This is a genomic window from Rhodococcus sp. ARC_M5 (assembly GCF_022810405.1).
In the GTDB taxonomy this organism is placed as follows: Bacteria; Actinomycetota; Actinomycetes; order Mycobacteriales; family Mycobacteriaceae; genus Rhodococcoides; species Rhodococcoides navarretei.
On record NZ_JALGQE010000003.1, the window covers coordinates 106,775 to 132,233 of the forward strand.

Sequence of the window (25,459 nt, forward strand, 5' to 3'; positions counted from 1 at the left end):
ACTTGGTCGAGGACAATCACAGCATGCCCGGGCCCGTGATGCCCGCGACTACGTGGTTTACGTGGGTGTGGTCACCGCCGAGCCGGTCGTGGTGGGTGCAGGCTTACCGGACTCGGGACCGGAGAACATCTCGGCCGGGACGGGCACACCCAGATAGCTGCTCGGCGGCGCGGCTCTGTCGCCCTTGCTGCCCTTACCGCTCGCTGCTCGGCGTTTGGTCCAGATGTCGAATGCCACGGCAGCGAGGAGCACCAGCCCCTTGACCAGCTGAACGCGCTCGCTGGGCGAACCGATGAGCGACATTCCGCTGTTGATCACGGCGATGATGAGTCCACCGGTGAGCGCTCCGACGATGCGTCCGACGCCGCCCTGCACCGCTGCGCCGCCGATGAAGGCCGCCGCGATCGCGTCGAGCTCGAAGCCGTTGCCCGCGGTGGGGCCGGCCTGATTGAGTCGGCCGGCGAAGATGATTCCGGCGAGGGCGGACAGCACTCCCATGTTCACGAAGATCCAGAAGGTGACCGGTTTGACCTTGATGCCGGAGAGCGACGCAGCGTGAATGTTTCCGCCGATGGCGTACACGTGCCGACCGAACACCGTCCTGCCTGCCAGAGTGGAATAGGCCATCACCAGCACGGCGAGAAGGATCAGCACGTACGGGAGGTTCTTGAAGCGGGCAAGTTGGACGGCGATGGCGAGCACCAGACCGCCGGCCAGAATCATCTTGGCCAGGAACAGCGGCATCGCGTCGACGGCCTGCCCGTACTTCTGACGGCCCGTCCGAGAACGCCACTGCGTGAACACGATTCCGGCAACGGCGAGGATCGCGACGAGCAGCGTGAAGATATCGGCACCACCGAGCGGCCCGAGGCCCACATTGCCCATGAAGCCGGGGAGAAATCCGTTGGAGAGGGTCCGCACGGGACCGGGGAACGGCCCGATGCCCTGGTTGCCGAGAACGATGAGAGTGACCGCTCGGAAGATGAGCATGCCGGCCAGAGTCACGATGAATGCCGGAATGCCGAAGTACGCAACCCAATACCCCTGCCAGGCACCGATCAGCCCACCGACGATCAGGGTGATCAGGACGGCCAACGGCCACGGCACGTTCTGCTGGACCATCAGGACACCCGCGATCGCTCCGGTTGCCGCGACGACCGATCCGACGGAGAGGTCGATGTGGCCCGCGATGATGATCACGACCATGCCGATGGCCAGAATGAGGATGTACGAGTTCTGCACCACCATGTTGCTGATGTTCTGCGGCACCAGAAGCTGACCGCCCGTCAGTACGGTGAAAAGCACGATGATCAGCGCGAATGCAATGAAGATTCCGCTCTGGCGGAGGTTGCGCGTGAGCAACCCCCGCACGGTCGACAACTGATTCATCGAAGTACTCCTGTTCCACGGGTCATGAGATGCATGAGAGATTCCTGCGTCGCGTCCTCGCGAGTCACCTCACCGGTGATGCGGCCTGCGGACAGCGCATAGATCCGGTCGCAGAGCCCGAGCAGTTCCGGTAGTTCGGACGAAATCACCAGAACTGCTTTGCCCGCATCGGCGAGACCGTTGATGATCGAATAGATTTCGAACTTCGCGCCGACGTCGATTCCTCGCGTCGGTTCGTCGAGAATGAGCACATCGGGATCGCTGAAGATCCACTTGCTCAGCACGACTTTCTGCTGGTTGCCGCCGGAGAGCTTGCCGACCACGGCGGAGACGTTCGGTGCCTTGATGTTCATGCTCTTGCGGAAGCCTTCGGCGACCTTGTACTCCTGGTTGTCGTCGACGAATCCACCGGTCACCAGTTTGTCGAGTGCCGCGGTGGAGATGTTGCGCTTGATGTCGTCGATCAGGTTGAGGCCGTACCGTTTTCGGTCCTCGGTGGCGTAGGCGATCCCGTGATGGATGGCGTCGCTGACGGATTTGACGTGAATTTCCTTGCCGTACTTGTACAGACGCCCCGAGATGTCGATGCCGTAGCTACGGCCGAAGACACTCATGGCCAACTCGGTGCGTCCGGCACCCATCAATCCCGCGAGACCGACGATCTCGCCGCGGCGCAGCGTCAGATTCGCCCCGTCGACGACGGTTCGGCCGTGCTGAGTGGGGCTGTGTACGGTCCAGTCCTCGATGCGCAGAACCTCCTCTCCCACCGTGGATTCGTGCGGTGGGAATCGGTGCTCGAGATCGCGGCCGACCATCAGCGAGATGATGCGGTCTTCGGTGACCTCCGGGTTGCGCATGTCCAATGTCTCGATGGTGCGGCCGTCGCGAATGATCGTGGTGCGGTCTGCGACGGCCGCGATCTCGTTGAGCTTGTGCGAGATGATCACGCACGTGATGCCCTCGTCGCGCAGTCCGCGCAGCAGGTCGAGGAGATGAGCCGAATCCGAATCGTTCAGTGCTGCAGTCGGTTCGTCGAGGATCAGCAGCGTCACGTCTTTCGAGAGTGCCTTCGCGATCTCGACGAGTTGCTGCTTGCCCACGCCGAGATCGCCCACGACCGATACGGGGTTCTCCCGCAGCCCTACCCGGTTCAGTAGGGCTGCGGCCTCGGAGTTGGTGCGGTTCCAGTCGATGAACCCGCGCTTCGACCGCTCGTTGCCGAGAAAGATGTTCTCGGCGATCGAGAGATGCGGACTCAGCGCGAGTTCCTGGTGAATGATGACGATGCCCTCGGCTTCGCTGCTCCTGATGTCGGAGAATGCACACGGCCGACCGTCGAACACGATCTCGCCGTCGAACGTGTCGTGCGGGTAGACACCCGACAACACCTTCATGAGCGTCGACTTGCCTGCGCCGTTCTCGCCGCAGATCGCGTGGATCTCACCGCGATTCACCGAGAGAGTGACATCCTGTAGCGCCTTGACGCCGGGAAAAGTTTTGGTGATGCCGCGCATCTCCAAGATCGGGCTCGTCATCGCCGAACTCACTTCAATTGATCGTCGGTGTAGTAGCCGCCTTCGACCAGCAGCTGCTCGTAGTTGCCCTTGTTGACGATCTCGGGCTGCAGTAGGTACGCGGGAACGACCTTGTCGCCGTTGTCGTAGTCCGTCGTGTTGTTCGTCTCCGGCGTCCCACCGTCGAGCATGGCCTGAGCCATCGCGATCGTGACCTCGGCCAGTTCCCGGGTGTCCTTGTAGATCGTGGAGTACTGCTCGTCGGCGATGATGGACTTGACCGACGGCACTTCGGCGTCCTGGCCGGTGACGATCGGGTACGGCTGGCCGGCGGTGCCGTAGCCGTTGCTCTTGAGTGCGGAGAGGATGCCGATCGACAGGCCGTCGTACGGCGAGAGCACGCCCTGAACCTTCTGGCCCGAGGAGTACGTCTTGGTGAGCAGATCCTCCATGCGCTTCTGGGCGGTGGCCGGATCCCAGCGCAGTGTTGCGGCAGTCTCGAAGTCGGACTCGCCACTGCCGATTTTCAGAGTTCCGTTGTCCAGGTACGGCTTCAGGGTTTCCATCGCGCCGTCGAAGAAGAAGGTGGCGTTGTTGTCGTCGGGGGAACCGGCGAAGACCTCGATGTTCAAGGGGCCTGCAGGCGCGTCGGCCTTGTCGGTGCCGTCCTCGTTCTTCAGGCCGAGACCGACGAGTAGCGACGTGGCCTGGTCGACGCCGACCTTGTAGTTGTCGAAGGTCGCGTAGTAGTCGACATTGGGCGAGTTGCGGATGAGACGGTCGTAGGCGATGACGCCGATGCCGTTGTCCTTGGCTTCCTGCAACTGCGTGGTGATGGCAGTGCCGTCCACCGAGGCCACGATGAGAAGCTTTGCGCCCTGGGTGATCTGGTTCTCGATCTGGTTGACCTGAGTGGGGATGTCGTTCTCGGCGTACTGCAGATCGACTTTGTAGCCCTGGCCCTCGAGCGCACTCTTGAGATTGTCGCCGTCGGCGATCCATCGAGCCGATGACTTGGTCGGCATCGTGACGCCGATCAGGGCTCCCGCCGTGCTGCCGCCCTCGGCCGGGGCCTCGTCCGCGGTCTTGGTGCTCGATCCGCACGCGCCGAGCGTGAGGGTGAGTGCCACCGCGGCCGCGGCCATGGATAGGTGTCGAAACTTCATCGTTTCTCCCTGCGTAGTGGAGTAGACCGTGAAGCGGGGCCGCCGGGGTGTCCCTTGTGGTTCGCATCACATCAAGACGAAAGTGTGAGCGATAACATCCACGTTGTCAAAGATTTCCGTTCTGCACCCACGTGACCAGTGTGAGCGCTAACATCAACCGAATCAGGAACCGCCGTACGCGCCTGTCGGACGGGTCAGTGCAGCTCTTGCACCGACTGCTTGCCGCTCTTGAGCCAACGACCGGGTAGCCGGCCGACCAACTCTCCCAGCGGGTGCACGGCGGCCGAGAGGATCTCCACCGAATCCTGCAGGATGTCGATCGAGATGCTCATCCGCTCGATGTTCGGGGCCACGGACGTCAGCGTCTCCGAGAGCTTGACCAACTGGTCCAGTGGACCGTCCTTGGCGGTCAGGCGCTCGACGGCACCGTCCTCGGCCAGAAGCGTTTCGAGGATGCCCTCCTCGGCGATGGCTCGTTCGATGAGGCCGTCCTGACGGGTCAGCACCTCGAGCGGGCCGTCCTTGGCCGTCAGTCGTTCGAGTGGTCCGTTGGTGGCCGTGATGCGATCGAGGAGGCCGCCCTCGGCGAGCAATCGTTCGAGCGGACCGTCCTCTGCGAGCAGCCGATCCAAGGGTCCGCCGGGGGCCAGGATTCGCTCGACCGGGCCGCCCGGAGACAGTAGGCGTTCGAGGGTGCCGTCCTCGGAGGTGAGGCGATCGACGACGCCACCCTGGGCGAGAAGGCGATCCAGTGGCCCGCCTTCCTTGAGTGCGTTGCCCAGGGCGCGGTCGTCGGAGGTGAGCTGGCCGAGCTGGGCGAGCAATTGCATCGTGCCGCCGCGCGGGTTGGCGAGCGACGCCACTCCGGCCGTGCCCGACGCACCGGTGGCCAGGGCCATCCTGGTGGTCGCCAGCGCGACCTCTGCGACGCCGATCGCCTGCTCGGCGATAGCAATTCCGGCCCGCGCGGGCAGTGTGATCGCTGACACCCAGTTCATCTTTTTACTGTAACTGCTTGTAGCTCGGAAAATCAGTGAAGAACCTTCAGTCCGACGACGCAGCCGACGATGCCGACCAAAAGCGCGACTTTGAGCAACGACGCTGCTTCGGCACCGGTGATCATCGCGTACGTGACGGTGAGGGTGGCACCGATTCCCACCCAGACGGCGTAGGCGGTACCGGTGGGCAACGACCGCATCGCAATCGCGAGACCGATCATGCTGAGCACCACCGCGACGCCGAAGACGACGGACGGTCCGAGTTTGGTGAAGCCCTCGGACTTACCGAGTGCGGTGGCCCAGATCGCTTCGAGGACGCCGGAGACGACGAGAATCAGCCAAGCCATGAGAAATCACTCCTTGCACCGTCTTGTCGCTGTTCGGGCTCCGCACGAGGGTCGTTCCGCAGGCTCCACTCCTGGTGTGCGCTCGTCCGATTGTCGGAAGTGACTTGTACGATCGTACCAATCCTCGCCGGGTCGGGACAGAGCATTCGAGTTCTCAGTAGGCATACGTGTTCGCCGGTGCCTCGATTCGCTCGACCGTCGACACCGTCATCGTGGGTGTGAACGCGGTGTCCTCCGTCGCCGTGGCAGCGTCGACGGTTCCCGATATCTGCAGCCAGGTGCCGTCCGGAATGTCGTCGAGAGCTGCGCTACCTGCGTCGAGATGAATCCTGACGGACCTGGCGTCGGCCGCGCAGCAGATGATGAGAATGCGGGCGAGGTCGAGGCCTTCTGTCGTGCCGTCGGCCCGCGGCGAGCCTCCGTTGGCAGTCGCGACGGCGAATCCGGTGACGCGAATCTCCCGTCCGTCGAGGCTGCCTTCGGTGTCCCTGACCGCGCGTTGCACGACATCGAGCAGCGGAACCTCGGGCGCGCGCTCGTCCGGCAGGGGTGGAAACGCGGTCCTCTGACGATCGGCCGCCGAGGTGACGGATCGATCGCCGACTGCCGAGACTCCCAGTGCGGGCGGTGCGACGAACAGGATGACCGCGAGCGGAACCAAGAGCAGCCAGTACGGGCGCGCATCATGATCGTGTCCGTCGTCCCCTGGCCCACCGCGGCGGATGTCGGCGACGATCGACGCGATCGCCAGGGCGACGATCAACACCCCGGCGGTCAGCAGATACGGATGCAGCGACGGTTTGACGTATCGCACAAAGCTGCCGTCCCACGAGATCTTGACCATGGCTCCGCCGAGGAGGAGCAGCAGAAGATTCTGCACCTCACGTTTCATCGCGCACCCAGGACGAGGTAACCGCACACCGTGGCGCACACGATCGCGACGACGAACGTCAGCGGGGCGAAGCGAGCCACGAAGCCGCGTCCGAAACTACCCGCCTGCATCGCCATCAACTTCACGTCGACCGCGGGTCCGACCACCAGGAAGACCAACCGTGGCAGCAGCGGCAGCATCGACATGCTCGCGGCGACGAATGCGTCGGCCTCCGAGCACAATGCCAGGATCACCGCGAGAACAGCCATGACCACGATCGACAGCAACAACTGCCCGGCGAGATGGGTGAACACCCAGTCGGGAACCACCAGGTGCAGCAGCGCGGCGGCCGCTGCTCCGAACACGAGGAAGGCTCCGGCCTGAAGCAGATCCGCACGCGCCGACTCACGGAAGGTCTCCCACTTCGAGGTTCCGTGGCGGTGTTCACGATCAGCGAGTCGAGCGGTGATCCACTCGGCCTTGCCGAACCTGGTCCACAGCCAGCCCATCACCAGAGCGGTGGCGAGCGATCCGAGGAACCGGGCGAGAACCATCGCCGGTTCGCCGGGAAAGGCCACGGCGGTGGAGACGAGGACGACGGGGTTGATCGCCGGTGCGGACAGCAGAAACGCCAGAGCCGCAGACGCGGGTACACCCTGATCCATCAACCGACGCGAGACGGGAACGGCACCGCACTCGCACCCGGGCAACGCCATTCCCGCGAGTCCGCTCACTCCGACGGCAGCGGTGGCGTTCTTCGGCACCACCTTCTGCAGCACCGCGGGCGAGACGAATGCGGCGATGCCTCCGCTCACGAGCACACCGAGGACCAGGAACGGCGTCGCCTGCACGAAGATCCCGGTGAACACCGTTGCGCCGGTCCGCAGCGCGGGAGACGAGTCGACCCATTGGGCGATGTCGCCGCCGAACACGATGCCCAACACGAGCAGAGTTGCGAATACGTGCATGGATGACACTGGAATCCGAGTCCTGGTGCGGGTGTCCGTGTTCGCGTCGACCATGTTCCTGCCATCATGCCTCCTCCAGGTTTCGGAGTGACGGCCGTGGCTCACAGCAACCTCACAGCGAGAGTGCAGCGGACGAGCAGCTACCCGCGCGATGATGGACATCGTGAGCGAGACACCCGAGGCACGAGTCCTGATCGTCGACGACGAACCGACCATCGTCGAGCTGCTGTCGGTCAGCCTCCGATTCCAGGGATTCGAGGTCGCGACGGCGTCATCCGGTCCCGAGGCGTTGGACAAGGCCCGCAACTTCAGACCCGAGGCGCTCATTCTCGACGTGATGATGCCCGGCATGGACGGCTTCGGTCTGCTGCGCCGGCTGCGAGCGGACGGGATCGATGCGCCCGCCCTGTTCCTGACCGCGCGAGATTCCGTGGAGGACAAGGTGACCGGACTGACCCTCGGTGCGGACGATTACGTCACCAAGCCGTTCTCGCTCGAAGAGGTGGTGGCTCGGCTCCGGGTCATCCTGCGTCGATCGGGCAAGAGCGAGGACGCGCAACCGTCCCGAGTTGCGTTCGCAGACATCGAACTCGACGACGACACCCACGAGGTGTGGAAGGCGGGCGAGCCGGTCTCGCTCTCGCCCACCGAATTCACGTTGCTGCGGTACTTCATGGTCAACGCGGGCACCGTGCTGAGCAAGCCGCGGATTCTCGACCACGTGTGGCACTACGACTTCGGGGGTGAAGTGGGAGTGGTGGAGTCGTACGTGTCGTACCTGCGGCGCAAGGTCGACACGGGTGATACGCGATTGATCCACACACTGCGGGGAGTCGGCTACGTCATGCGCCGGCCACGGTGACGGGCATTCGAGTTCGGATTCGGAATCTGCCGCTGCGGTTCACCTTGGTCGCAGCGTTGCTGCTGCTGGTCGGGCTCGGTCTGCTGGCATCGGGGGTTGCGGTGACCTCGTCGCTCGAGACCTCGCTGATGCGACGCCTCGACAGTCAACTGATCGAGGCGTCCCAGGGGTGGGCGAAGCCGGGTGGAGAACGCCCGCCCTTCCCGGTCGACGAACCCAGCCCGAACAGACCGCCGTCCAACTTCTTCGTTCGTTCGGTGGCCACCGACGGTACCGTCCGTGGTCCGATCAACGATGTGGCAGAGGATGTTCCGGATCTGTCGGGCACGCCGTCCGCCATCCCGACGACCGTCGGTTCCGAGGGTGACCCGTCGAAACAATGGCGGGTGATCACGGTGACCAACAACCAGGGTTCCACCACCGTGGGAATGTCGCTCAGCGCCAACCAGCAGACCGTCAGCAGGCTCGCGGTTCTCCAGTTCTACATCGGCGCGGCGGTGTTGCTGGCACTGGCCGTGATCGCCTACTTCGTGGTGCGGCGCAGTCTGCGACCGTTGCGGGAGGTGGAGACGACTGCTGCGGCCATCGCTGCCGGGGATCTGCATCGCCGAGTGCCCGAATGGAGTGAGAAGACCGAGGTGGGCCGATTGTCGTTGGCCCTCAACGGCATGCTCTCGCAGATTCAGCGTGCCTTCGCGGCAACCGCTGCCTCGGAGGAGGCGGCACGTGCGTCCGAGGATCGGATGCGCCGCTTCGTCGCCGACGCCAGTCACGAACTACGGACGCCGCTGACGACGATCCGCGGGTTCGCCGAGTTGTACCGGCAGGGCGCGATGAGCGACATCGCCGTGTTGATGAACCGAATCGAGGGCGAGTCGGCGCGCATGGGACTGCTCGTCGAAGACCTGCTGATGCTCGCGCGCCTCGACGCCCAACGGCCCCTCGAAGTGCGCCGAGTCGATCTGCTGACCATCGCCGCCGATGCCGTGCACGACGCCAAGGCGGTCTCGCCCCAGCGCGACATCTCGCTGAAGGTGTTGGCGGGACCGGGAATTCCCGAGGTCGACGGCGACGACGCCCGGCTGCGTCAGGTACTCGCGAATCTCGTCGGAAACGCAGTTCGGCACACGCCCGAATCGGCGTCGATCACCGTGTGTGTGGGGACCACCCAGTCCTCGGTGCTGCTCGAAGTACAGGACACCGGACCGGGTCTGCGAGAGGAGGAGGCTGCGCACGTCTTCGAGCGCTTCTATCGTGCCGATTCCTCGCGGACCAGGGAGAGCGGCGGGAGCGGGCTGGGGTTGTCGATCGTCGCGGCCCTGGTCGCCGCGCACAACGGCACGGTGAGCGTGCAGAGCGTCCCGGGGGAGGGCGCGACCTTCCGGGTCGAATTACCTCGCGCCGACGGTTGATTCGCGTTCCGTCCTGGCCTTCTTGCGTTCGGCCAGCTTCGTGTACGCGGCTGCGGCGAGAGGCGCGGCGACGAGCATTGACACCAGCCGGATCACCTGAACGCACGCCACGAAGGTGACGTCGGATCCGGTCGTCGCGGACACCGCGAGCACGGCGGCCAATCCGCCGGGTGTGGTGGCGAGGTAGCCGGTGAGCATGCTGACCCCGGTGATCGCAGACAGCGCCCAACCGAACAGGGCGCACACCAGGCCGATCGAGAGAACCAACAGCGCTGCCCACGGAAAGATCCGTCCGATGGCCCGCAGGCTCGCGGTCGTGAAGGCAAGTCCCGCTTGCCATCCGATGACGATGAATGCCACCGGCAGCAGCACGGTGGGCACCGAGATGTCCACGGGCCACCCGAGCAGCTCGCAGGCGCCCGCCACGACCAGCGGTCCGAGCGTTGCCGGTGCGGGCAGTCTGATCACACGGGCGAGCACGATTCCGACGACGACGGCTCCCAGCAGAAACGCCGTGCCGATGTACCAGGGCGTCGTCGACTGCTCCTGTGTTCCGGCCCCACCACCGGTGTCGGTGTGAAAGGCGAAGGTGACGATCAGGGGCATCGTGACCACCACCAACGCCACGCGGAGATACTGGACCACGGCGACGATCCGCTCGTCGCCGCCGAGCTCCCGGGCAATCGACACCAGACCCGTTGCGCCACCGGCAATGAGAGACAAGGCACCGGTGACCGGGTCGACATCACGATGCAGTGCCAGCAGAGCGCCACAGCCGGCGCTGACGACCAGCGTTCCCGCGCCGACGAGAACGGCGGGAATCCAGTTCTCGCCCAGCGCACCGAGTGTCTCGGTGTCGAGCATCAGCCCGATCGTCACCGCCAGGGTCCCCTGCGCCGCCATCGAGAGTGAACGGGGGACAGCCGCGGGTCCGAGACCGGTCAGTGCGAAGACCACGGCGACGACGAGAGCCGCGAACAGTGACGGTGCCGTGAGCCCCAGCGCCGCGAAAAGGGCCCAGCCCCCGACGGATACGGCCGCGAGGCCGATCCATCGGAGGCTGTGCCCCACTACTTTTCCGGCGCGGTCTGAGACACTCACACTCCGGACTTGACGAGCAGAACCGGGACCGGAATCTCGAGCAGCAGACGCTGAATCGTCTGCCCCATCAGGAACTTGCCGACGGCCGAACGGTGGCGTGACCCGACGACGAGGATCTCGGACTTCTGCTCTTCGACCAGTGTCAGCAGGGTATTGACGGCATCGGGATCGGGCCTGCCCACCGCCACGGTCCAGGAGACGGCGTCGGCGTGGTCGATGTCGGTGAGGGCCGTGTCCACTGCAGTGGAGACTGCAGCAGTTTCGGCGGCCTCGGCGGACGGCTCGGCCGATCCCGACAGGGCGTGCAGGACCACGAGGTCCGTCTCGCGGATGCGTGCCTCTCGAACGGCGGCTGCCAATGCTGCGCGGCCCTCGGGTGAATTGTTGTGCAGTACGCCAACAGTCATGACGGTTTCTCCTACGAGAGGTGGGGTGGGGGATCAGCCGAACGGGATCTGGCCGAGGACTATGCCGACGGCCAGCATCGCGAGGGAGACGACCACCGCTCGCCACAGGACCTTCTTGTGGTGATCGGCCAGCGACACTCCGGCGAGGGTGACGAGCAGCAGGATGGCCGGAACCAGCGGGCTCTGCAGGTGGACGGGCTGACCGGTGATCGAGGCACGGGCCATCTCGACCGGGTCGATGCCGTACTTGCTCGCCGTCTCGGTCAGCACCGGGAGGATGCCGAAGTAGAAGGCGTCGTTGGTCATGAAGAACGTCAGCGGGATGCTCAGGATGCCGGTGATGACGGCCAGGTACGGGCCCATGCCGGACGGGATGACGTTGAGCAGCCACTCGGCCATGGCCTCGACCATGCCGGTGCCCTGGAACACGCCCGTCAGAATTGCGGCGGCGAGCACCATGGCGACGACGGAGACGATGGAGGACGAGTGCCGTGCGATCGCGTCGCCCTGCTCCTTGACCTTGGGGAAGTTGACCGTCAGGGCGATGGAGGCGGCGATCATGAACAGCACCGGGATGGGCAGGATGTCCATGACGAGGATGACGAGGAGGATGACCGTCAGCGCAGCGTTGAACCACAGCAGCTTGGGGCGCAGGGTGTCGCGATTGGGGTCGAGGCCGTCGAAGAACTGGCCCGATTCGCCGTTGTCCGATCCGCCGGTGCCTGCTCCGCCGGTTGCCTTGCCGCCCTTACGGATACTGCCGCCGCCACCGGAGGCCACCAATTCGGGTTCGTAGATCAGCTTGCCGATGCGTCGGCGCTCCATGATGCCCAGGTGAACGGCGAAGAGCAGCACGATGATCAGGCCGACGATCATCGACGGAACCATCGGAACGAAGACGTCGGACGGGGAGATGCCGAGAGCGGAAGCAGCGCGAACCGTCGGGCCGCCCCACGGAATGATGTTCATCGTGCCGTTGGCGAGACCGGCGACGACCGTCAGGATCACCGGGCTGACACCGAGTTTGAGGTAGAGCGGCAGCAGCGCGGACGTGACGATGATGAACGTGGTGGAGCCGTCACCGTCGAGCGAGACGACCATGGCCAGAATGGCAGTTCCGACAACGAGTTTCATCGGGTCGTTGCGCACCAGGCGCAGGATGCCGCGCACCAGTGGGTCGAAGAGTCCGACGTCGATCATGATTCCGAAGAAGATGATGGCGAAGAACAGTAGGGCTGCGGTAGGGGCGAGGGACTTGATGCCGTCGGTGATCATGTCACCGATGCCGAGCCCCGCGCCGGCCAGCAGGCCGAAGATGACGGGTACGAGGGTGAGTGCGACGACGGGCGTGGCTCTCTTGGTCAGGATCAAGAACATGAAGGCGGCTACCATGAGGAAGCCGAGTATCACCAACATCGTGCACTCCTTCTCGAATGTGTGAGGTGGGTCCGGTTGGACTGCGTCTGTGACTGAAGTTACGTAACCGGCATCACATGGTCGCCGTTGTGCGCACTACCCGCGCAAGCAACGTAAAGAGCCTTTTGCGCATTGTGCTCGAGCCCGCTCGGCGCATAGCCTGAGTCTGTGCGATTGAGGACCCAGGTGCTGTTGTTGCAGGCAGCGCTGGTGGCGGTGGCCCTGGCAGTGGCGTTCGGGGTGTTCGCGATCAGCAGTGGCAGGCAGGCGAGCGAGGAATACGGCGAACGTGCGCTCGCAGTCGCCCGGACGGTGGCGTCGGACCCGGAGGTGCGCTCGCTCGTCGAGCAGTTCTCGGCCGTCGACACCGCAGGCACCGATGCCGCGCCCGCGGGAGTGTTGGCGGGCGGTGCGCTGCAGCGCGCTGCCGAGGGTGCGCGCAATCGCACCGACGCCCTGTTCGTCGTCATCACCGATGATCGGGGTCTGCGCTTGGCGCACCCCGATCCGACGGTGCTGGGCCAGCGGGTGAGTACCGATCCTTCGGGTGCGTTGGCGGGTAACGAGGTGGTCGAACAGGAGCGTGGCACGCTCGGCGACTCCGTACGTGCGAAAGTGCCTGTGCTGGCGCTCGGTTCGACCGACCTGGTGATCGGCGAAGTGAGCGTCGGCATCTCCACGACGGCCGTGCGCACCGAGCTGGTGAAAGATCTGATCAACGGCGGCTTGGTGACCGGTGCCGTGCTGTTGCTCGGTCTTGCCGGCTCGACCCTGTTGGCGCGCAGATGGAAACGACTGACGCTGGGGCTGGAGCCGGAGGAGCTCGCCGAATTGGTCCGTGAACAGGAGGCGGTGCTGCACGGGATCGGTGAGGGTGTCGTCGCCGTCGACCCCGACGGAGTCGTCACGGTCGTCAACGACGAGGCGCGTACGTTGCTCTCGATCGACGGCAAACCGGGAATGCGCATCGAGAACATCGGCCTGACCCCCAGATTGCTCGAGGTCATCCGAACTCCGACGGCCGAGCCGGTGCTCGCGGCCGTGGACGAGGTGGTCGTCATCGCCTCCGCCCGAAAGGTGCTGCGTGACAATCGCAATCTGGGTACGGTGCTGACCGTGCGCGACCGGACCGACGTGGAGACGCTGACGCGTCAGCTCGACGCGGTGCAGTCGATGTCGGCGGTGCTGCGCGCCCAACGTCACGAGTTCGCGAACCGGATGCATCTGGTCAGCGGACTCCTGCACGAGGGCCATCCGGATCGCGCGTCGCAGTACATCGACGAGATCCTCGGTGTGGGGCCGAGATCGGAAACCGTCGAGGGCATCGATGCCGTGTCCGACGCCTATCTGCGGTCGTTCCTGACGGCGAAGGCCGCGCATGCCCGCGAGAGCGGGGTTCGAATGGTGTTGGGCGAGAACACCTGGGTCGGGGGAGAGGTCGCCGTTCCCGTCGACGTCACGACCGTGCTGGGCAATTTGGTGGACAACGCGATCGATGCGGCCAGGATGGGAGTCAGGCGGCCGGCCGAGGTGGAAGTGGAGCTGGTGCAGGACGGTTCGACGCTGCACATCGTGGTCGTCGATTCCGGCGACGGTGTGGATCTGGAACTCGATCAGGTGTTCGTGGAGGGAGTCTCGACCAAGTCGACGGCGGAATCCCCGGGCGGTCGAGGCGTGGGGTTGGCGCTGAGTCGGCAGATCGCGCGCACCCGCGGCGGTGACGTGACGTTGGCCGATGTCGGTGGGCAGATCACCGACGAGAACGAACGAGGCGGCGCAGTGTTCATTGCGTCGATACCGGATGCACTACTGACCGACGAGGTGTCGCAATGAGAGTACTGGTGGTGGACGACGATTTCCGAGTCGCGGATCTGCATGCGGCACTGGTGAATTCGCTCGACAACTTCGAGGTGGCCGCGGTGGCGACGAGCATCGCCCAGGCGCGGGAGTTGGCGTCGACGCACTCGTTCGATCTGGCGCTGGTCGACGTCTATCTGCCCGACGGGTCCGGAATCGACCTGGTGCGCGAACTCGAGTGCGACGCAGTGGTGCTCTCCGCTGCAGCGGATCAGCAGACGGTGCGCTCGGCGATGACCGCGGGTGCCTGGACGTATCTGATCAAACCGTTTCCGCGCTCGGCGCTGGTCGATCGCCTGACCGGATACCTGACGTACCGCAGCGCTCTGGACCGTGCGGACGAGCTGAGCCAGGCCGACATCGACAGCGGACTCGATGCGCTCCGTCCGCGGGCTGCGGCACCGCTGCCGTCCTCGCAGTCCGTCACCCGTGATCTCGTGCTCGACGCGGTGCGCACGACGGCCGAGCCGATGTCCGCGGGTGAAGTTGCTGCAGCGATCGGCATTTCACGTGCGACGGCGCAGCGCTATCTGGCAACCCTGGTGTCCAAGGGGCGACTGCGCATGCAGCTGCGCTACGGGTCGACCGGGAGGCCGGAGCAGGAGTACTCGCTACCTCCGGGTGCGTGAGGCCGCCACGACCACGGCTCCGACCACAGAAATTGCCGCGGTGACCAGAGCTGCGGTGTTCCATCCGTGCACCAGCACCGCTGCGCTGTGGTCGCCGGCCGGAACGGCAACCACCGCAACGACGGTGACACCGATGGCGGATCCGACGTAGCGCGCAGTGTTGTTCGCCCCGCTGCCCATGCCGCCGCGTCCGGCGGGCACGCTGGCCACGGCCTCGCGTCCGAGAGCGGCGTTGAGCACTCCGCTGGCGACGCCTGCCACGAGTAGTCCTGGCAGCAATCGCGGCCAGGCTGCGTTCTCGGACAACCCTGTGAGCATCAGCATGCCGAGTGCAACGCCCACCAGACCGACGGCAAGTTGCGTTCGGCCACTCAGGGACGCGGGCAACCTGCGGGCGAGCAAGGCGGTGACCACGGAGGTGGCCGACCAGCCGAACAGCAACAGGGCGGCACCGAGCGCATCGATTCCCAATACGGTTCCGAGAAATCCGGGCATGTACGACAACAGCGCGATGATGCCACCGCCGGTGGCAAGCGCGGCGATCGTGGCGGCCAGAAACGGTGGGTGTCGGAAGAGGTTCAGGTCGAGCATCGCTGTGGTGCTGCGTAATTCGAGGACTGTGAAGGCGGCCAGTAACAGGGCTGCGAGGACGAAGAGAACGATCGGGGTCACGGCCGTCCAACCCTGTCTGCCCTCGACCAGCGCGGCCAGCAACGCGGTGATGCCCGACGCCAACAGCAGCGCGCCGATCGGATCGAGGCCTCGCGGGGCGTCGGAGATGGATTCTTCGACGAGCAGGTGTGCGGCGACGGCGAGCGCGAGTGTGGCGATCGCAAGCACCACGTAGGCCTCACGCCAACTTGCCCAGCGATCCAATACCGCGGCGAGCAGTGGACCGAGGGCAATGCCGGCACCCACGCTCGCACCCCAGACTCCGCTGGCTTTCGCGCGCACCGGACCGGCCGGGTGGGTGTGCGCGATGATGCCCAGGCTCGATGCGACGACGGCTGCGCCGCCCAGGCCCTGCAGGATCCGCGCCACGACGAAGATCAGCGTGTTGGGCGAGACGGCGCAGGCAACAGCTCCGACGGCCAGAACGGCGGCACCGAGTGCGAACGTGCGACGACGTCCGAAGTCGTCGGCGACGGTACCGGTGGTCAGTAGGGCCGCGGCGAGGCCGATGCTCATCGAGCTGAGAATCCAGGTGCGTCCTGCTGCGTCCGACATCAGGTCTGCCGCGGTGCTGTTGATGGTCGCGAGCGGTGCGGTGAACGCCATCAGGGTCAGCAGGGTGCCGAGCGCTGCGATGGTGAGCGCGCGGGTGCTGTTCGCAGTGCCGGCGGGCGAGGGTGCAGCGTCGGTCATCGTTGTCCTTGTGGTCGGGTGATCGAACACCCGACCAGGTGCCGATGCAGCTACGGACGCGTCGACGACTGTCGACGCCTCTGCGTCGAGGCTTGCGCGACCGGGGTGTCAGTTCGGGACGTGAGCCTCGTGCCCGAGGTCACGCAACGCCGCCCGGAGCTTGGTCGCCGCCTCGTCCTGTGACTCCGCCGACGGATTCGGATCGGCACCCGAGATGTCGAAGTTCCCCATGTCGTACGCCGGAAACACATGCAGGTGCAGGTGCGGAACCTCTAGCCCGGCGATCAGCAGTCCGGCGCGGGGAGCGTCGAATGCAGTTCGGACGGCCTGGCCGATGATCTGCGCAACGGCAGTGATCTTGGCGAACACGGCCCCGTCGACGTCCTGCCACTGGTCGATCTCCTCGCGCGGAACCACCAACGTGTGGCCCTGCGTGACCGGCGCGATCGTCAGAAACGCAACCACGTCGTCGTCCTGCCACACGAAACGTCCCGGGATGTCACCGGCGATGATCTTGCTGAAGATGGAAGCCATGGGAACAGGATGCCTTACTGCTGTTCCTCCCAGGTGATTGCCAGGTCTGTCGCAGGATCGGTCCAGCTGCGCACACGAGGGTTGCCTCATGACAACAAAATCCCTCGTACGAGCAGCAGGCCAGCGGCCCGGCTCGAACGCCACGGCCACTCTCGAGGTGGTCATTCCGGTATACGACGAAGAGGCGGATCTCGAACAGTGCATTCGTCGTCTGCACGAGCATCTGGAGGACCGGATCCCGTTCCGGTCGCGAATCACCATCGCCGACAACGCCAGTACCGACGGCACCCTCGCCGTGGCACAGCGGCTCGCCGACGAGATCGAGGCAGTTCAGGTTCACCACCTGGACGAGAAGGGCCGCGGCCGCGCTCTCAAGGCCGTGTGGCTCGCATCGGACGCCGAAGTAGTGGCCTACATGGACGTCGATCTGTCCACCGACCTCAACGCTCTGATGCCGCTGATCGCGCCGCTGATGTCCGGTCACTCGGACGTCGCCATCGGATCGCGACTCGATCGATCGTCCCGGGTTGTCCGTGGCGCGAAGCGTGAATTCATCTCGCGCAGTTACAATCTCATTCTGCGTGCGTCTCTGCGCGCACGTTTCTCGGATGCGCAGTGCGGCTTCAAGGCCATGCGAACCGATGTCGCTCGGCAACTGCTGCCGCTGGTCGAAGACAACGGATGGTTCTTCGACACCGAATTGCTCGTCATCGCAGAGAGAGTTGGGCTGCGAATCCACGAGGTACCCGTCGACTGGGTCGACGACCCGAACAGCAGCGTCCATCTCGTCGACACCGCCGTCAAGGACCTGCAGGGATGCTGGCGCGTCGGCCGCGCCCTGGCCACCGGAGTGCTTCCGGTCGCCGAACTGCGTCGAAGCCTGGGACGGGAGCCGCTCGTGCCCGGAGTACCGCACGGAATGATCAGCCAGATGGTGCGATTCGGCATCATCGGCATCGCCAGCACCGTCGCGTATGCGTTGCTGTACCTCGTACTGCATTCCTTGATCGGCGCGCAGGCCGCGAACTTCTTCGGACTGTTGATCACCGCGGTGCTCAACACGGCGGCCAACCGTGCCTTCACCTTCGGCGTCCGTGGATCGGACGGCGTAGGCAAGCATCAACTGCAGGGGTTGGCGATCTTCGGCTTCGCCCTGCTCGTCACCAGTGGGTCGCTCGCTGTGCTGCACGCGTGGGCACCCGAGGTGTCCCGGCACGTGGAACTCGCGGTCCTCATCGTCGCCAATCTCGTTGCCACCGTGTGCCGATTCGTCGCACTGCGGTGGGTCTTCCGTGACTCGAAGAAGGCACTGTGACCACCGTGATCGAGCGTCCCGCCGAGGCCGCGCCGCCCACCCGCGAGAACTCCCCACGGTGGGAACGGATCGGGCTGATCGCGCTGTTGGTCGGCACCGGTGTCGCCTACATCTGGGGCCTCGGTGCATCGGGCTGGGCCAACTCCTTCTATTCCGCTGCGATACAGGCGGGCTCGGTGTCGTGGAAAGCCTTCTTCTTCGGATCCTCCGACGCCGCCAACTCGATCACCGTCGACAAGCCCCCGATGTCGCTGTGGTTGATGTCGTTGTCGGTGCGCATCTTCGGACTGAACACCTGGGCGATGCTCGTGCCTCAGGCTCTCCTCGGAGTCGCCTCCGTGGCACTGCTGCGAACCACCGTCAAGCGTCGCTTCGGTGGCGCGGCCGGTCTGCTCGCAGGCCTGGTACTGGCCGTGACTCCGGTTGCCGCATTGATGTTCCGGTTCAACAATCCCGACGCGTTGCTGGTGCTGCTGATGATCGCCTCGGTGTGGGCGCTGCTGCGAGGCGTCGAGACCGGAAAGACCAAGTGGCTGTTGATCACCGGCATGTTCGTCGGATTCGGCTTCCTCACCAAGCAACTCCAGGTGATGCTCGTCGTACCGCCACTGGCGCTGACCTATCTGATCGCCGGTCCGCCGAAGTTCCTCACTCGACTGTGGCAGCTCTTCGGAGCGCTGGGCGCGATGATCGTCGCGGCGGGATGGTGGATTCTGATCGTGGAATTCTGGCCGGCGTCCTCCCGCCCGTGGATCGGTGGCTCGCAGAACAATTCGATTCTGGAACTGACACTCGGCTACAACGGATTCGGCCGCCTCAGTGGTGACGAGACCGGAAGTGTCACCCCCGGCCGCGGCGGTACGGGAGCAGGTATGGGCGCTTCGATGTGGGGAGAGACCGGCATCTTCCGCATGTTCGACGCCTCCCAGGGCGGCCAGATCGCCTGGCTGATCCCGGCCGCGTCGATCCTGCTCGTGGTCGGACTCGTGCTGCGCGGCAGAGCCCCTCGGACAGATGTGCAACGAGCCTCGATGATCGTCTGGGGATCGTGCTTGCTCGTCACCGGTCTGACATTCAGCTTCATGGCCGGAATCTTTCACTCGTACTACACCGTTGCGCTCTCGCCCGCCGTCGCTGCTCTCGTCGGCATCGGCAGTGTCGTGCTGTGGCAGCGACGCGAGAGGTACTGGGTGCGCATCGCGATGGTCGTCGCGTTGGCGTCGAGCGTCGTGATGGCGTGGGTGCTGCTCGGTCGTAGCGCGAGCTTTGTGCCGTGGCTGAAGTGGGCGATTCTCGTCGTCGGACTTCTGGCGGCCGTCGCGTTGCTGATCCCGGCGCTGACCCGCGGCAGGCTGGCCGCGGCGTCGATCCTGGCGGTGTTGTTCGCCGGGCTCGCCGGCCCGACGGCCTACGCCGTCGACACGATCGACACTCCGCACAACGGATCCATCGTCTCGGCCGGGCCCGACACCGGTATGCGCGGATTCGGCGGCATGGGCGAGGGTCGACGTGGTCAGGGCGGGATGCCGGGTGGAATGCAGTTGCCGGCCGGGATGCAGCTGCCGGCCGGGATGCAGCTACCGGCGGGCGCTCCCGGCCAGATGCCGGGTGGTGACGGTGCGGCCGGTGCCGAGCTGGGTGGTGGAATGGGCGGTCTTCTCGAAGGTAGTGCGCCGACCGCCGCGATCACCGAGATGCTCGAGCAGGACGCAGACTCCTACACCTGGGTGGCAGCGGCCATCGGAGCCAACACGGCGGCCGGTTATCAATTGGCCACCGAGGAGCCCGTGATGCCCGTCGGCGGGTTCAACGGCACCGACCCGTCGCCGACACTCGCCGAATTCCAGCAGTACGTCGCCGACGGAGAGATCCACTACTTCATCGGAGGCGGCGGCATCCCGGGCATGGAGTCGGGAACCTCGGCCGCGATCTCGGCGTGGGTCGCCGAGAACTTCACCGCGACCACCGTCGACAACGTGACGTTCTACGACCTCACGCGGTAGCACCGATACCACCACGAGAAAGCCCCGCACCGTGACAGGTGCGGGGCGCTGTCGCGTCGAGCAGATAGTCTGATGCACTGTGCGCGTACTTGTCATAGGTTCCGGTGCTCGTGAGCACGCCCTTCTACTTGCGTTGAAGGCCGATCCGTCGGTCGAGAAGCTCTTCGTGTCTCCCGGCAACGCAGGCACCGCGAAGCTTGCCGAGCAGCACGCGGTCGACGTGGCCTCCGGCGAGGCGGTGACCGAGCTGGCGAAGAAGCTCGAAGCCGATCTTGTGGTCATCGGACCGGAGGTGCCCCTCGTTCTCGGTGTGGCCGACGCGCTGCGGGAAGCCGGCATCGCCGCGTTCGGCCCGTCCGCCGACGCCGCCCGCATCGAAGGGTCCAAGGCATTCGCCAAGGACGTGATGGCAGCGGCCGGAGTGCGAACCGCGCACAGTGAAATCGTCGACTCGCCCGCCCTGCTCGACGCAGCACTGGACCGTTTCGGTCCCCATTGGGTGGTCAAGGACGACGGATTGGCGGCGGGCAAAGGCGTCGTCGTCACCACCGATCGTCTCGTCGCCCGTGATCACGCTGCCGAACTCCTCGAGAACGGCCACCCGGTTCTGCTCGAATCGTTCCTCGACGGCCCCGAGGTGTCTCTGTTCTGCCTCGTCGACGGCGAGACAGTGGTGCCGCTGCTGCCCGCGCAGGACCACAAACGCGTCGGCGATGGAGATACCGGACCCAACACCGGCGGCATGGGCGCGTACACCCCGCTGCCGTGGTTGCCCGAGGGTGCGGTCGAGGAGATCGTCCGCGACGTGGTGAAGCCTGTTGCCGCCGAGATGGTGCAGCGCGGCGTGCCGTTCTCCGGTCTGCTGTACGCCGGTCTGGCAATGGGTGCCGACGGCCCGGCTGTGGTCGAATTCAACTGTCGCTTCGGCGATCCCGAGACCCAGGCGGTGCTGGCGCTGCTCGACTCGCCCCTCGGCGAGGTGCTGAACGCGACTGCAACCGGCACACTTGCATCGCTTGCGCCGTTACGCTGGAAGGACGGCGCGGCCGTCACCGTTGTCATCGCCGCCGAGAACTACCCCGGTCGACCGCGTACCGGTGACGAGATTCTCGGCTCGGATGGCGAAGGCGTCCTGCATGCGGGCACCGCGGTGAAGGATGGTGCGGTCGTCTCCGCGGGTGGACGCGTGCTCAGCGTGGTCGGCACGGGATTCGACCTCACCGCCGCCCGAGACGACGCCTACTCGCGTATCGCGGGAATCCGTTTGCCGGGCAGCCACTTCCGCACCGACATCGGCCTGGCTGCGGTGGAGGGTCGTATCTCGCTGTAGATGACCTCAGCGCCCACTATTCGTGCTGAAACACCTTTTCCCGATTGTGGGAGCGAATTGTGGGCGCTCAGGTCAGTGCCTTCCGGCGTCGACGCACCGTATCGATGATCTGGTCCACCACGTACGCGAGGTTGCTCATCACCATCGCTGCCGAATAACGCAGAACCAACCAACCGTCGAGTTGCAAAGCGTTCTGCCGAACTCGATCGCTGGTGAACACGGTGGACTCTATGTGGAACTCACGGCCGTCGATCTCCACGATCACCCGTGACCTCCGGTCCATCAGGTCCGCAAAGTACCGGCCCACCTCGGCGTTGATTTCCAAGTGGTAGCCCCGCGCCGTGAGTGCGCGCGCCACTATCCGCTCCGGCTCGGACAAGGTGCGTGGACAACACACGCGTAGTTGTTTTCTCACCGCTGCAATCCCGGCCATACCTGCAGACTTCTCACACTGCAGCGCAACCGCCCGCCAGCTGACCTTGTGCGTGAGAGCGGCGTCGAAGAATCGCTCCAGTGCAGTATTGGGCAACATGGCTGCAGCGTCGATGATGCACTGTTCGATCGTGACAACGGGAAGGAGATCGACGTAGCTGGACTCGATCAGGGTTCGGCGGTATTGGCGAACCCACGGCGGGCCTGCCCGTTTCGTCGAGCGAGCGATCGTGAGGTGAACCTGCTCCGGTTCGTGGTCGAGCAGGGTCCACCACCACGCAGCCGTCAGGTGACTGAGCACGGCTTTCGGTTGCCACAACGTGACCGCGGCGCACCGGTCGCGGAAATCGGGCTCGCCGGTGCAGTAGATGGCAGGCAGTATCCGCGTCAACTTTCCGGTCTTGGTGCGGTAGGTGATAGCTCCTCTGGTCAGTCCCGAATCGAGTAGTTGTTGTTGCGTGTATACCGTCATTCGCACAGCCTTGCGTCGAAACAGTCGTCGCGGGAGAGAGATTCGTGAATTGTGGATAGCCTTGATTCCTGTGGATAACTGACCCCAGGTCACACTGTGCGAAGGCTCCGACGGCATGCCGTGTAGTAGTGCGAATTGTGGGCGGTGAGGTCGGTAGGGTCGGTCGAATGCACAGTGAATCGCAGCGGTCGAAGGTCGAGCCGTTCCACGTGATGGATGTGTTCGCCGCGGCGGCCGAGCGGGCGCGCACTCACGGCGACGTGCTGTCTCTTGCTGCAGGTCAGCCCTCCACCCGAGCGCCCGAGCCGGTGTTGCGCGCCACTCGCGAGGCTCTGGATGCGCATCTGCTCGGGTACACCGAGACGCTCGGGATTCTGCCGCTGCGTCGCGCGATCGCCGAGTATCACAGTGCGCGGTACGGCATCACCGTCGGCGCTGACGACGTGGTGATCACGACCGGCTCGTCGGGCGCGTTCACGCTGCTGTTCCTCGCTGCGTTCGACGCGGGTGACACCGTCGTCATGGCCAGGCCGGGCTATCCGGCGTATCGAAACACGTTGGCGGCGTTGGGCTGCCGCGTCGTCGAACTCGACTGCCTGGAGAGTGCGCGGTTCCAGCCGACCGTCGCCATGCTCGAGGAACTGCCCGAGCCGCCCGCGGGGCTGATAATCGCGAGCCCGGCCAACCCCACTGGCACGATCATCGACCCCGACGAGTTGGCCGCCATCGCGCGGTGGTGCGACGAGCACGGAACTCTGCTGATCTCGGACGAGATCTACCACGGCATCTCGTACGGCGATGCGCAGACGGCGAGCGCCTGGGAGACGTCGAAGGAATCCGTCGCCATCGGATCGGTGTCGAAGTACTTCTCGATGACCGGCTGGCGGTTGGGTTGGATGCTGCTGCCGGCCCGATTGCGCAGAGCCGTCGAACGATTGGCGTCGAACATGACGGTGTGCCCGCCGGCGATCTCGCAGGTTGCCGCCATCGCCGCGTTCACCGAGGAGTCCCGCATCGAGTTGGATTCTCATGTCGAGCGCTACGCCGTCAACCGCAGAATTCTGCTCGACGGTCTGCCGGCCATGGGCATCACCGACCTCGCACCGGCCGACGGTGCCTTCTACGTGTACGCCGACATTGCGCACCTCACGGACGATTCGCGAAGTTGGTGTGCCCGAGTGCTGTCCGAGACCGGTGTCGCACTGGCACCGGGCGTCGATTTCGATACGTTACGCGGGAACCACACCGTGCGATTCTCGTTCGCCGGCACCACGGCTGACGTCCAGGAGGCGTTGGCACGACTTCGGGTCGTGAGCGGTAATTCGTAGCAGGCTACGAAGTGCCGCTCACATGCGGCGCAGCCGCTCCAACACCTCGGAAATATCTGCGGCATCGACGTCGCGGTGGGTCACGAAGCGCACCTTGCCCGCAACGGTGACCGCGGCGATGCCCAACTCGGCCAGCTCGCTCACCGTCTGCGCTGGGTCTTCGACAGTGGCCAGCACGATGTTGGTTTCGGGGGTCGGCACGTCCCAGCCCCGCTCGCGCAGCCCGGAAGCAAGGGTGGACGCGTTGGCATGATCCTCGGCCAGATCACCGATTCGGTCCAATGCGACGAGCCCTGCGGCAGCAAGAACACCACCCTGACGAACGCCGCCGCCCAACATCTTTCGCACGCGGCGAGCCTCGTGGATACGTGCGGAATCCGAGACCAACATCGAGCCGACGGGTGCGCCGAGACCCTTGCTCAGGCACACCTGCACGGTGTCGGCGCCTGCAGTGAGTGACGCGATCGGAACATCGAGGGCGACAGCGGCATTCCACAGTCGCGCGCCGTCCAGGTGGACTTTCAACCCGCAATCACGCCCGGCCGCAACGAGTCCCGCCCACTCGTCCGGCCCGAACACGGCACCGCCGGCGAAGTTGTGCGTGTTCTCGAGCGAGAGCAGCGTCGTCCGCAACGCGAAGTACGGCCCGGCACCACCGGCTTTCGCGCGGACCGTCGACGCGAGGGGACGGCCGGGCCCGGCGTCGTGGGGGAGGGCGTCGGGCATACCGCCTGCGAGCCATGCTGCGGTACCGAGCTCGGACCCCAGCACGTGCGCGTGCTCGGGTGCCAGGAAGCGATCGCCGCGCTGCAGATGCAGCATCAGCGCGATGATGTTGCCCATCGACCCCGACGGCACCCACAGGGCCGACTCGAATCCGAGCAGACCTGCCACGGCTTCTTCCAGCGCCGCCATCGTCGGATCGTGATCGAGGACGTCGTCGCCCACTTCGGCGTCGGCCATGGCTTTTCGCATGACCGAATCGGGTCGGGTGATGGTGTCGGAGCGAAGGTCGATCGTTCGATGTGCCACAAGTGTCGACAATTCCATAGCGCGAAAGCAGTCCGACGAACGGCCTCGAGCTGGCACGATGACTTGAATGTCCGCAGGTCCGACCGAGTCGCAACACAAGGTGTCGGGTGCGACTCCGAAGGGGGTGCGCCGCCGCCAGGCATTGGCGTCGGCCGCTGCGGACCTCCTCGTCGAGGGCGGATTCGACGCGGTGCGGCACCGATCGGTGGCCGCACGAGCCGGATTGCCGCTGGCGTCGACCACCTACTATTTCGAGTCCCTCGGAGACCTGGTAGCCGCGGCGGTCGACGTCGTCGGGACGCGCGAGATCGACGTCATGCGCGGTCGTATCGACGACGAGGGCAAGTGCTCGAACGAGATGGAGTCGACGGTCGATCTCATCGTCGACCTTCTCATCGGGCCCCTGGACGGCCACGAGCAGCTGATCGCGCGCTACGAACGCTTCATCGCCTCGGCACGGCATCCCGAACTGCGAGAGGTGCAACTACGGCTGCGCGCCCAGATCGACGACCTGCTCACCGACGTGCTGCGCAGATCGGGCCGAACCGTGCAGGAAGAGCAGCTACGACGACTCGTGGCAGTGGTCGACGGAGCCGTCGTCGGAGCGCTCAGCGAAGTGGATCCCGACCCCCGTCACATGGCCCGAAGCATGCTGCTCGCGGTCATCGACGTCGTGGCACCGGCGGAACAGGTGCCGGCCGATTGACTGCT

Annotated in this window: 23 protein-coding genes; 9 read left to right on the forward strand and 14 right to left on the reverse strand. The window is 65.3% G+C overall.

From position 1 onward, the window contains the following. Positions 1–57: 57 nt before the first annotated feature. From mmsB to MTX34_RS06020, 7 genes are all read right to left on the reverse strand, one after another. On the reverse strand, positions 58–1,389 hold the full coding sequence (gene mmsB / locus MTX34_RS05990) for a multiple monosaccharide ABC transporter permease (RefSeq protein WP_243608773.1): 1,332 nt from the start codon (positions 1,387–1,389) through the stop codon (positions 58–60). Then, the gene (mmsA, locus tag MTX34_RS05995) at positions 1,386–2,924 is read right to left on the reverse strand and encodes a multiple monosaccharide ABC transporter ATP-binding protein (RefSeq protein ID WP_243608774.1); all 1,539 of its coding nucleotides are present in this window, start codon (positions 2,922–2,924) and stop codon (positions 1,386–1,388) included. Before mmsA ends, mmsB begins: the two co-directional genes overlap by 4 nt. An 8-nt stretch (positions 2,925–2,932) precedes the next feature. Next, positions 2,933–4,069, reverse strand: a complete 1,137-nt coding sequence (gene chvE / locus MTX34_RS06000; protein ID WP_243593900.1) for a multiple monosaccharide ABC transporter substrate-binding protein — start codon at positions 4,067–4,069, stop codon at positions 2,933–2,935. Between the two features lie 194 nt (positions 4,070–4,263). Continuing rightward, positions 4,264–5,067: an ABC transporter gene (locus tag MTX34_RS06005; protein WP_243593899.1), complete on the reverse strand. Its 804-nt coding sequence runs from the start codon at positions 5,065–5,067 to the stop codon at positions 4,264–4,266. 32 nt (positions 5,068–5,099) lie between these two features. Beyond that, the gene (locus tag MTX34_RS06010; protein WP_243593898.1) at positions 5,100–5,414 is read right to left on the reverse strand and encodes a multidrug efflux SMR transporter; all 315 of its coding nucleotides are present in this window, start codon (positions 5,412–5,414) and stop codon (positions 5,100–5,102) included. A 154-nt stretch (positions 5,415–5,568) separates the two neighbouring features. Continuing rightward, entirely contained in the window at positions 5,569–6,306 is a 738-nt protein-coding gene (locus MTX34_RS06015) for a TIGR03943 family protein (protein WP_243608775.1), read from the reverse strand. Beyond that, on the reverse strand, positions 6,303–7,307 hold the full coding sequence (locus MTX34_RS06020; protein ID WP_374638948.1) for a permease: 1,005 nt from the start codon (positions 7,305–7,307) through the stop codon (positions 6,303–6,305). Before MTX34_RS06020 ends, MTX34_RS06015 begins: the two co-directional genes overlap by 4 nt. Before the next feature lie 100 nt (positions 7,308–7,407). Between MTX34_RS06020 and MTX34_RS06025 the strand changes: the two genes are divergently transcribed. Beyond that, the gene (locus tag MTX34_RS06025) at positions 7,408–8,115 is read left to right on the forward strand and encodes a response regulator transcription factor (RefSeq protein ID WP_243593895.1); all 708 of its coding nucleotides are present in this window, start codon (positions 7,408–7,410) and stop codon (positions 8,113–8,115) included. Positions 8,116–8,141: 26 nt separating this feature from the next. Next, complete coding sequence (locus tag MTX34_RS06030) at positions 8,142–9,527, forward strand: HAMP domain-containing sensor histidine kinase (RefSeq protein ID WP_279392973.1); 1,386 nt, start codon at positions 8,142–8,144, stop codon at positions 9,525–9,527. Here MTX34_RS06030 and MTX34_RS06035 read toward each other — a convergent pair. From MTX34_RS06035 to MTX34_RS06045, 3 genes are read right to left on the reverse strand one after another with little or no spacing between them, the layout of a single operon-like run. Next, positions 9,507–10,628: an AbrB family transcriptional regulator gene (locus tag MTX34_RS06035; RefSeq protein WP_243608777.1), complete on the reverse strand. Its 1,122-nt coding sequence runs from the start codon at positions 10,626–10,628 to the stop codon at positions 9,507–9,509. The genes MTX34_RS06030 and MTX34_RS06035 overlap by 21 nt on opposite strands. Beyond that, the gene (locus MTX34_RS06040) at positions 10,625–11,035 is read right to left on the reverse strand and encodes a universal stress protein (protein WP_243593893.1); all 411 of its coding nucleotides are present in this window, start codon (positions 11,033–11,035) and stop codon (positions 10,625–10,627) included. The genes MTX34_RS06035 and MTX34_RS06040 overlap by 4 nt, the downstream gene beginning before the upstream one ends. Before the next feature lie 33 nt (positions 11,036–11,068). Continuing rightward, positions 11,069–12,451 (reverse strand): CitMHS family transporter, encoded by a 1,383-nt coding sequence (locus MTX34_RS06045; RefSeq protein ID WP_243608778.1) that lies wholly within the window; start codon positions 12,449–12,451, stop codon positions 11,069–11,071. A 168-nt stretch (positions 12,452–12,619) separates the two neighbouring features. On the opposite strand from MTX34_RS06045, the gene MTX34_RS06050 reads away from it, so the two are divergent. Both MTX34_RS06050 and MTX34_RS06055 read left to right on the forward strand, forming a co-directional pair. After that, positions 12,620–14,284 carry a sensor histidine kinase gene (locus MTX34_RS06050; protein WP_243593891.1) on the forward strand — a complete coding sequence of 555 codons (1,665 nt, stop codon included), beginning with the start codon at positions 12,620–12,622 and terminating at the stop codon, positions 14,282–14,284. Further along, the gene (locus tag MTX34_RS06055) at positions 14,281–14,937 is read left to right on the forward strand and encodes a response regulator (protein WP_243593890.1); all 657 of its coding nucleotides are present in this window, start codon (positions 14,281–14,283) and stop codon (positions 14,935–14,937) included. Before MTX34_RS06050 ends, MTX34_RS06055 begins: the two co-directional genes overlap by 4 nt. Here MTX34_RS06055 and MTX34_RS06060 read toward each other — a convergent pair. Continuing rightward, a complete protein-coding gene (locus tag MTX34_RS06060) occupies positions 14,920–16,302 on the reverse strand; it encodes an MFS transporter (RefSeq protein WP_243593889.1) in 1,383 nt (460 codons plus the stop codon). The genes MTX34_RS06055 and MTX34_RS06060 overlap by 18 nt on opposite strands. Positions 16,303–16,410: 108 nt before the next feature. Further along, positions 16,411–16,836 (reverse strand): HIT family protein, encoded by a 426-nt coding sequence (locus tag MTX34_RS06065; protein WP_243593888.1) that lies wholly within the window; start codon positions 16,834–16,836, stop codon positions 16,411–16,413. Positions 16,837–16,924: 88 nt separating this feature from the next. Between MTX34_RS06065 and MTX34_RS06070 the strand changes: the two genes are divergently transcribed. The 3 genes from MTX34_RS06070 to purD all read left to right on the forward strand — a co-directional run bounded on the left by MTX34_RS06070 (position 16,925) and on the right by purD (position 21,484). Further along, the gene (locus MTX34_RS06070; protein WP_243593887.1) at positions 16,925–18,151 is read left to right on the forward strand and encodes a bifunctional glycosyltransferase family 2/GtrA family protein; all 1,227 of its coding nucleotides are present in this window, start codon (positions 16,925–16,927) and stop codon (positions 18,149–18,151) included. Then, a complete protein-coding gene (locus MTX34_RS06075) occupies positions 18,148–20,154 on the forward strand; it encodes a glycosyltransferase family 39 protein (protein WP_243593886.1) in 2,007 nt (668 codons plus the stop codon). Before MTX34_RS06070 ends, MTX34_RS06075 begins: the two co-directional genes overlap by 4 nt. A gap of 79 nt (positions 20,155–20,233) precedes the next feature. Next, positions 20,234–21,484 carry a phosphoribosylamine--glycine ligase gene (gene purD / locus MTX34_RS06080; protein WP_243608779.1) on the forward strand — a complete coding sequence of 417 codons (1,251 nt, stop codon included), beginning with the start codon at positions 20,234–20,236 and terminating at the stop codon, positions 21,482–21,484. A gap of 67 nt (positions 21,485–21,551) precedes the next feature. On the opposite strand, the gene MTX34_RS06085 is transcribed toward purD, so the two are convergent. Continuing rightward, positions 21,552–22,388 (reverse strand): DUF559 domain-containing protein, encoded by an 837-nt coding sequence (locus MTX34_RS06085; protein ID WP_243608780.1) that lies wholly within the window; start codon positions 22,386–22,388, stop codon positions 21,552–21,554. 167 nt (positions 22,389–22,555) lie between these two features. Here MTX34_RS06085 and MTX34_RS06090 point away from each other — a divergent pair, with 167 nt between their 5' ends. Beyond that, a complete protein-coding gene (locus MTX34_RS06090) occupies positions 22,556–23,716 on the forward strand; it encodes a pyridoxal phosphate-dependent aminotransferase (protein WP_243608781.1) in 1,161 nt (386 codons plus the stop codon). A gap of 18 nt (positions 23,717–23,734) precedes the next feature. Here the strand turns inward: MTX34_RS06090 and MTX34_RS06095 are convergent, their stop codons facing one another. Further along, complete coding sequence (locus MTX34_RS06095) at positions 23,735–24,766, reverse strand: GntG family PLP-dependent aldolase (protein ID WP_279392944.1); 1,032 nt, start codon at positions 24,764–24,766, stop codon at positions 23,735–23,737. Positions 24,767–24,815: 49 nt separating this feature from the next. Here MTX34_RS06095 and MTX34_RS06100 point away from each other — a divergent pair, with 49 nt between their 5' ends. Further along, positions 24,816–25,454, forward strand: coding sequence for a TetR/AcrR family transcriptional regulator (locus tag MTX34_RS06100; RefSeq protein ID WP_243593881.1), 639 nt, complete (start codon positions 24,816–24,818; stop codon positions 25,452–25,454). Positions 25,455–25,459: the final 5 nt, after the last annotated feature.

Bases quoted from the DNA above. Each gene is read 5' to 3' on its own strand.
- mmsB (WP_243608773.1), bottom strand. From the start codon at position 1,389: ATGAATCAGTTGTCGACCGTGCGGGGGTTGCTCACGCGCAACCTCCGC.
- mmsA (WP_243608774.1), bottom strand. From the start codon at position 2,924: ATGACGAGCCCGATCTTGGAGATGCGCGGCATCACCAAAACTTTTCCC.
- chvE (WP_243593900.1), bottom strand. From the start codon at position 4,069: ATGAAGTTTCGACACCTATCCATGGCCGCGGCCGCGGTGGCACTCACC.
- MTX34_RS06005 (WP_243593899.1), bottom strand. From the start codon at position 5,067: ATGAACTGGGTGTCAGCGATCACACTGCCCGCGCGGGCCGGAATTGCT.
- MTX34_RS06010 (WP_243593898.1), bottom strand. From the start codon at position 5,414: ATGGCTTGGCTGATTCTCGTCGTCTCCGGCGTCCTCGAAGCGATCTGG.
- MTX34_RS06015 (WP_243608775.1), bottom strand. From the start codon at position 6,306: ATGAAACGTGAGGTGCAGAATCTTCTGCTGCTCCTCCTCGGCGGAGCC.
- MTX34_RS06020 (WP_374638948.1), bottom strand. From the start codon at position 7,307: ATGGTCGACGCGAACACGGACACCCGCACCAGGACTCGGATTCCAGTG.
- MTX34_RS06025 (WP_243593895.1), top strand. From the start codon at position 7,408: ATGGACATCGTGAGCGAGACACCCGAGGCACGAGTCCTGATCGTCGAC.
- MTX34_RS06040 (WP_243593893.1), bottom strand. From the start codon at position 11,035: ATGACTGTTGGCGTACTGCACAACAATTCACCCGAGGGCCGCGCAGCA.
- MTX34_RS06045 (WP_243608778.1), bottom strand. From the start codon at position 12,451: ATGTTGGTGATACTCGGCTTCCTCATGGTAGCCGCCTTCATGTTCTTG.
- MTX34_RS06055 (WP_243593890.1), top strand. From the start codon at position 14,281: ATGAGAGTACTGGTGGTGGACGACGATTTCCGAGTCGCGGATCTGCAT.
- MTX34_RS06060 (WP_243593889.1), bottom strand. From the start codon at position 16,302: ATGACCGACGCTGCACCCTCGCCCGCCGGCACTGCGAACAGCACCCGC.
- MTX34_RS06065 (WP_243593888.1), bottom strand. From the start codon at position 16,836: ATGGCTTCCATCTTCAGCAAGATCATCGCCGGTGACATCCCGGGACGT.
- MTX34_RS06070 (WP_243593887.1), top strand. From the start codon at position 16,925: ATGACAACAAAATCCCTCGTACGAGCAGCAGGCCAGCGGCCCGGCTCG.
- MTX34_RS06085 (WP_243608780.1), bottom strand. From the start codon at position 22,388: ATGACGGTATACACGCAACAACAACTACTCGATTCGGGACTGACCAGA.
- MTX34_RS06090 (WP_243608781.1), top strand. From the start codon at position 22,556: ATGCACAGTGAATCGCAGCGGTCGAAGGTCGAGCCGTTCCACGTGATG.
- MTX34_RS06095 (WP_279392944.1), bottom strand. From the start codon at position 24,766: ATGGAATTGTCGACACTTGTGGCACATCGAACGATCGACCTTCGCTCC.
- MTX34_RS06100 (WP_243593881.1), top strand. From the start codon at position 24,816: ATGTCCGCAGGTCCGACCGAGTCGCAACACAAGGTGTCGGGTGCGACT.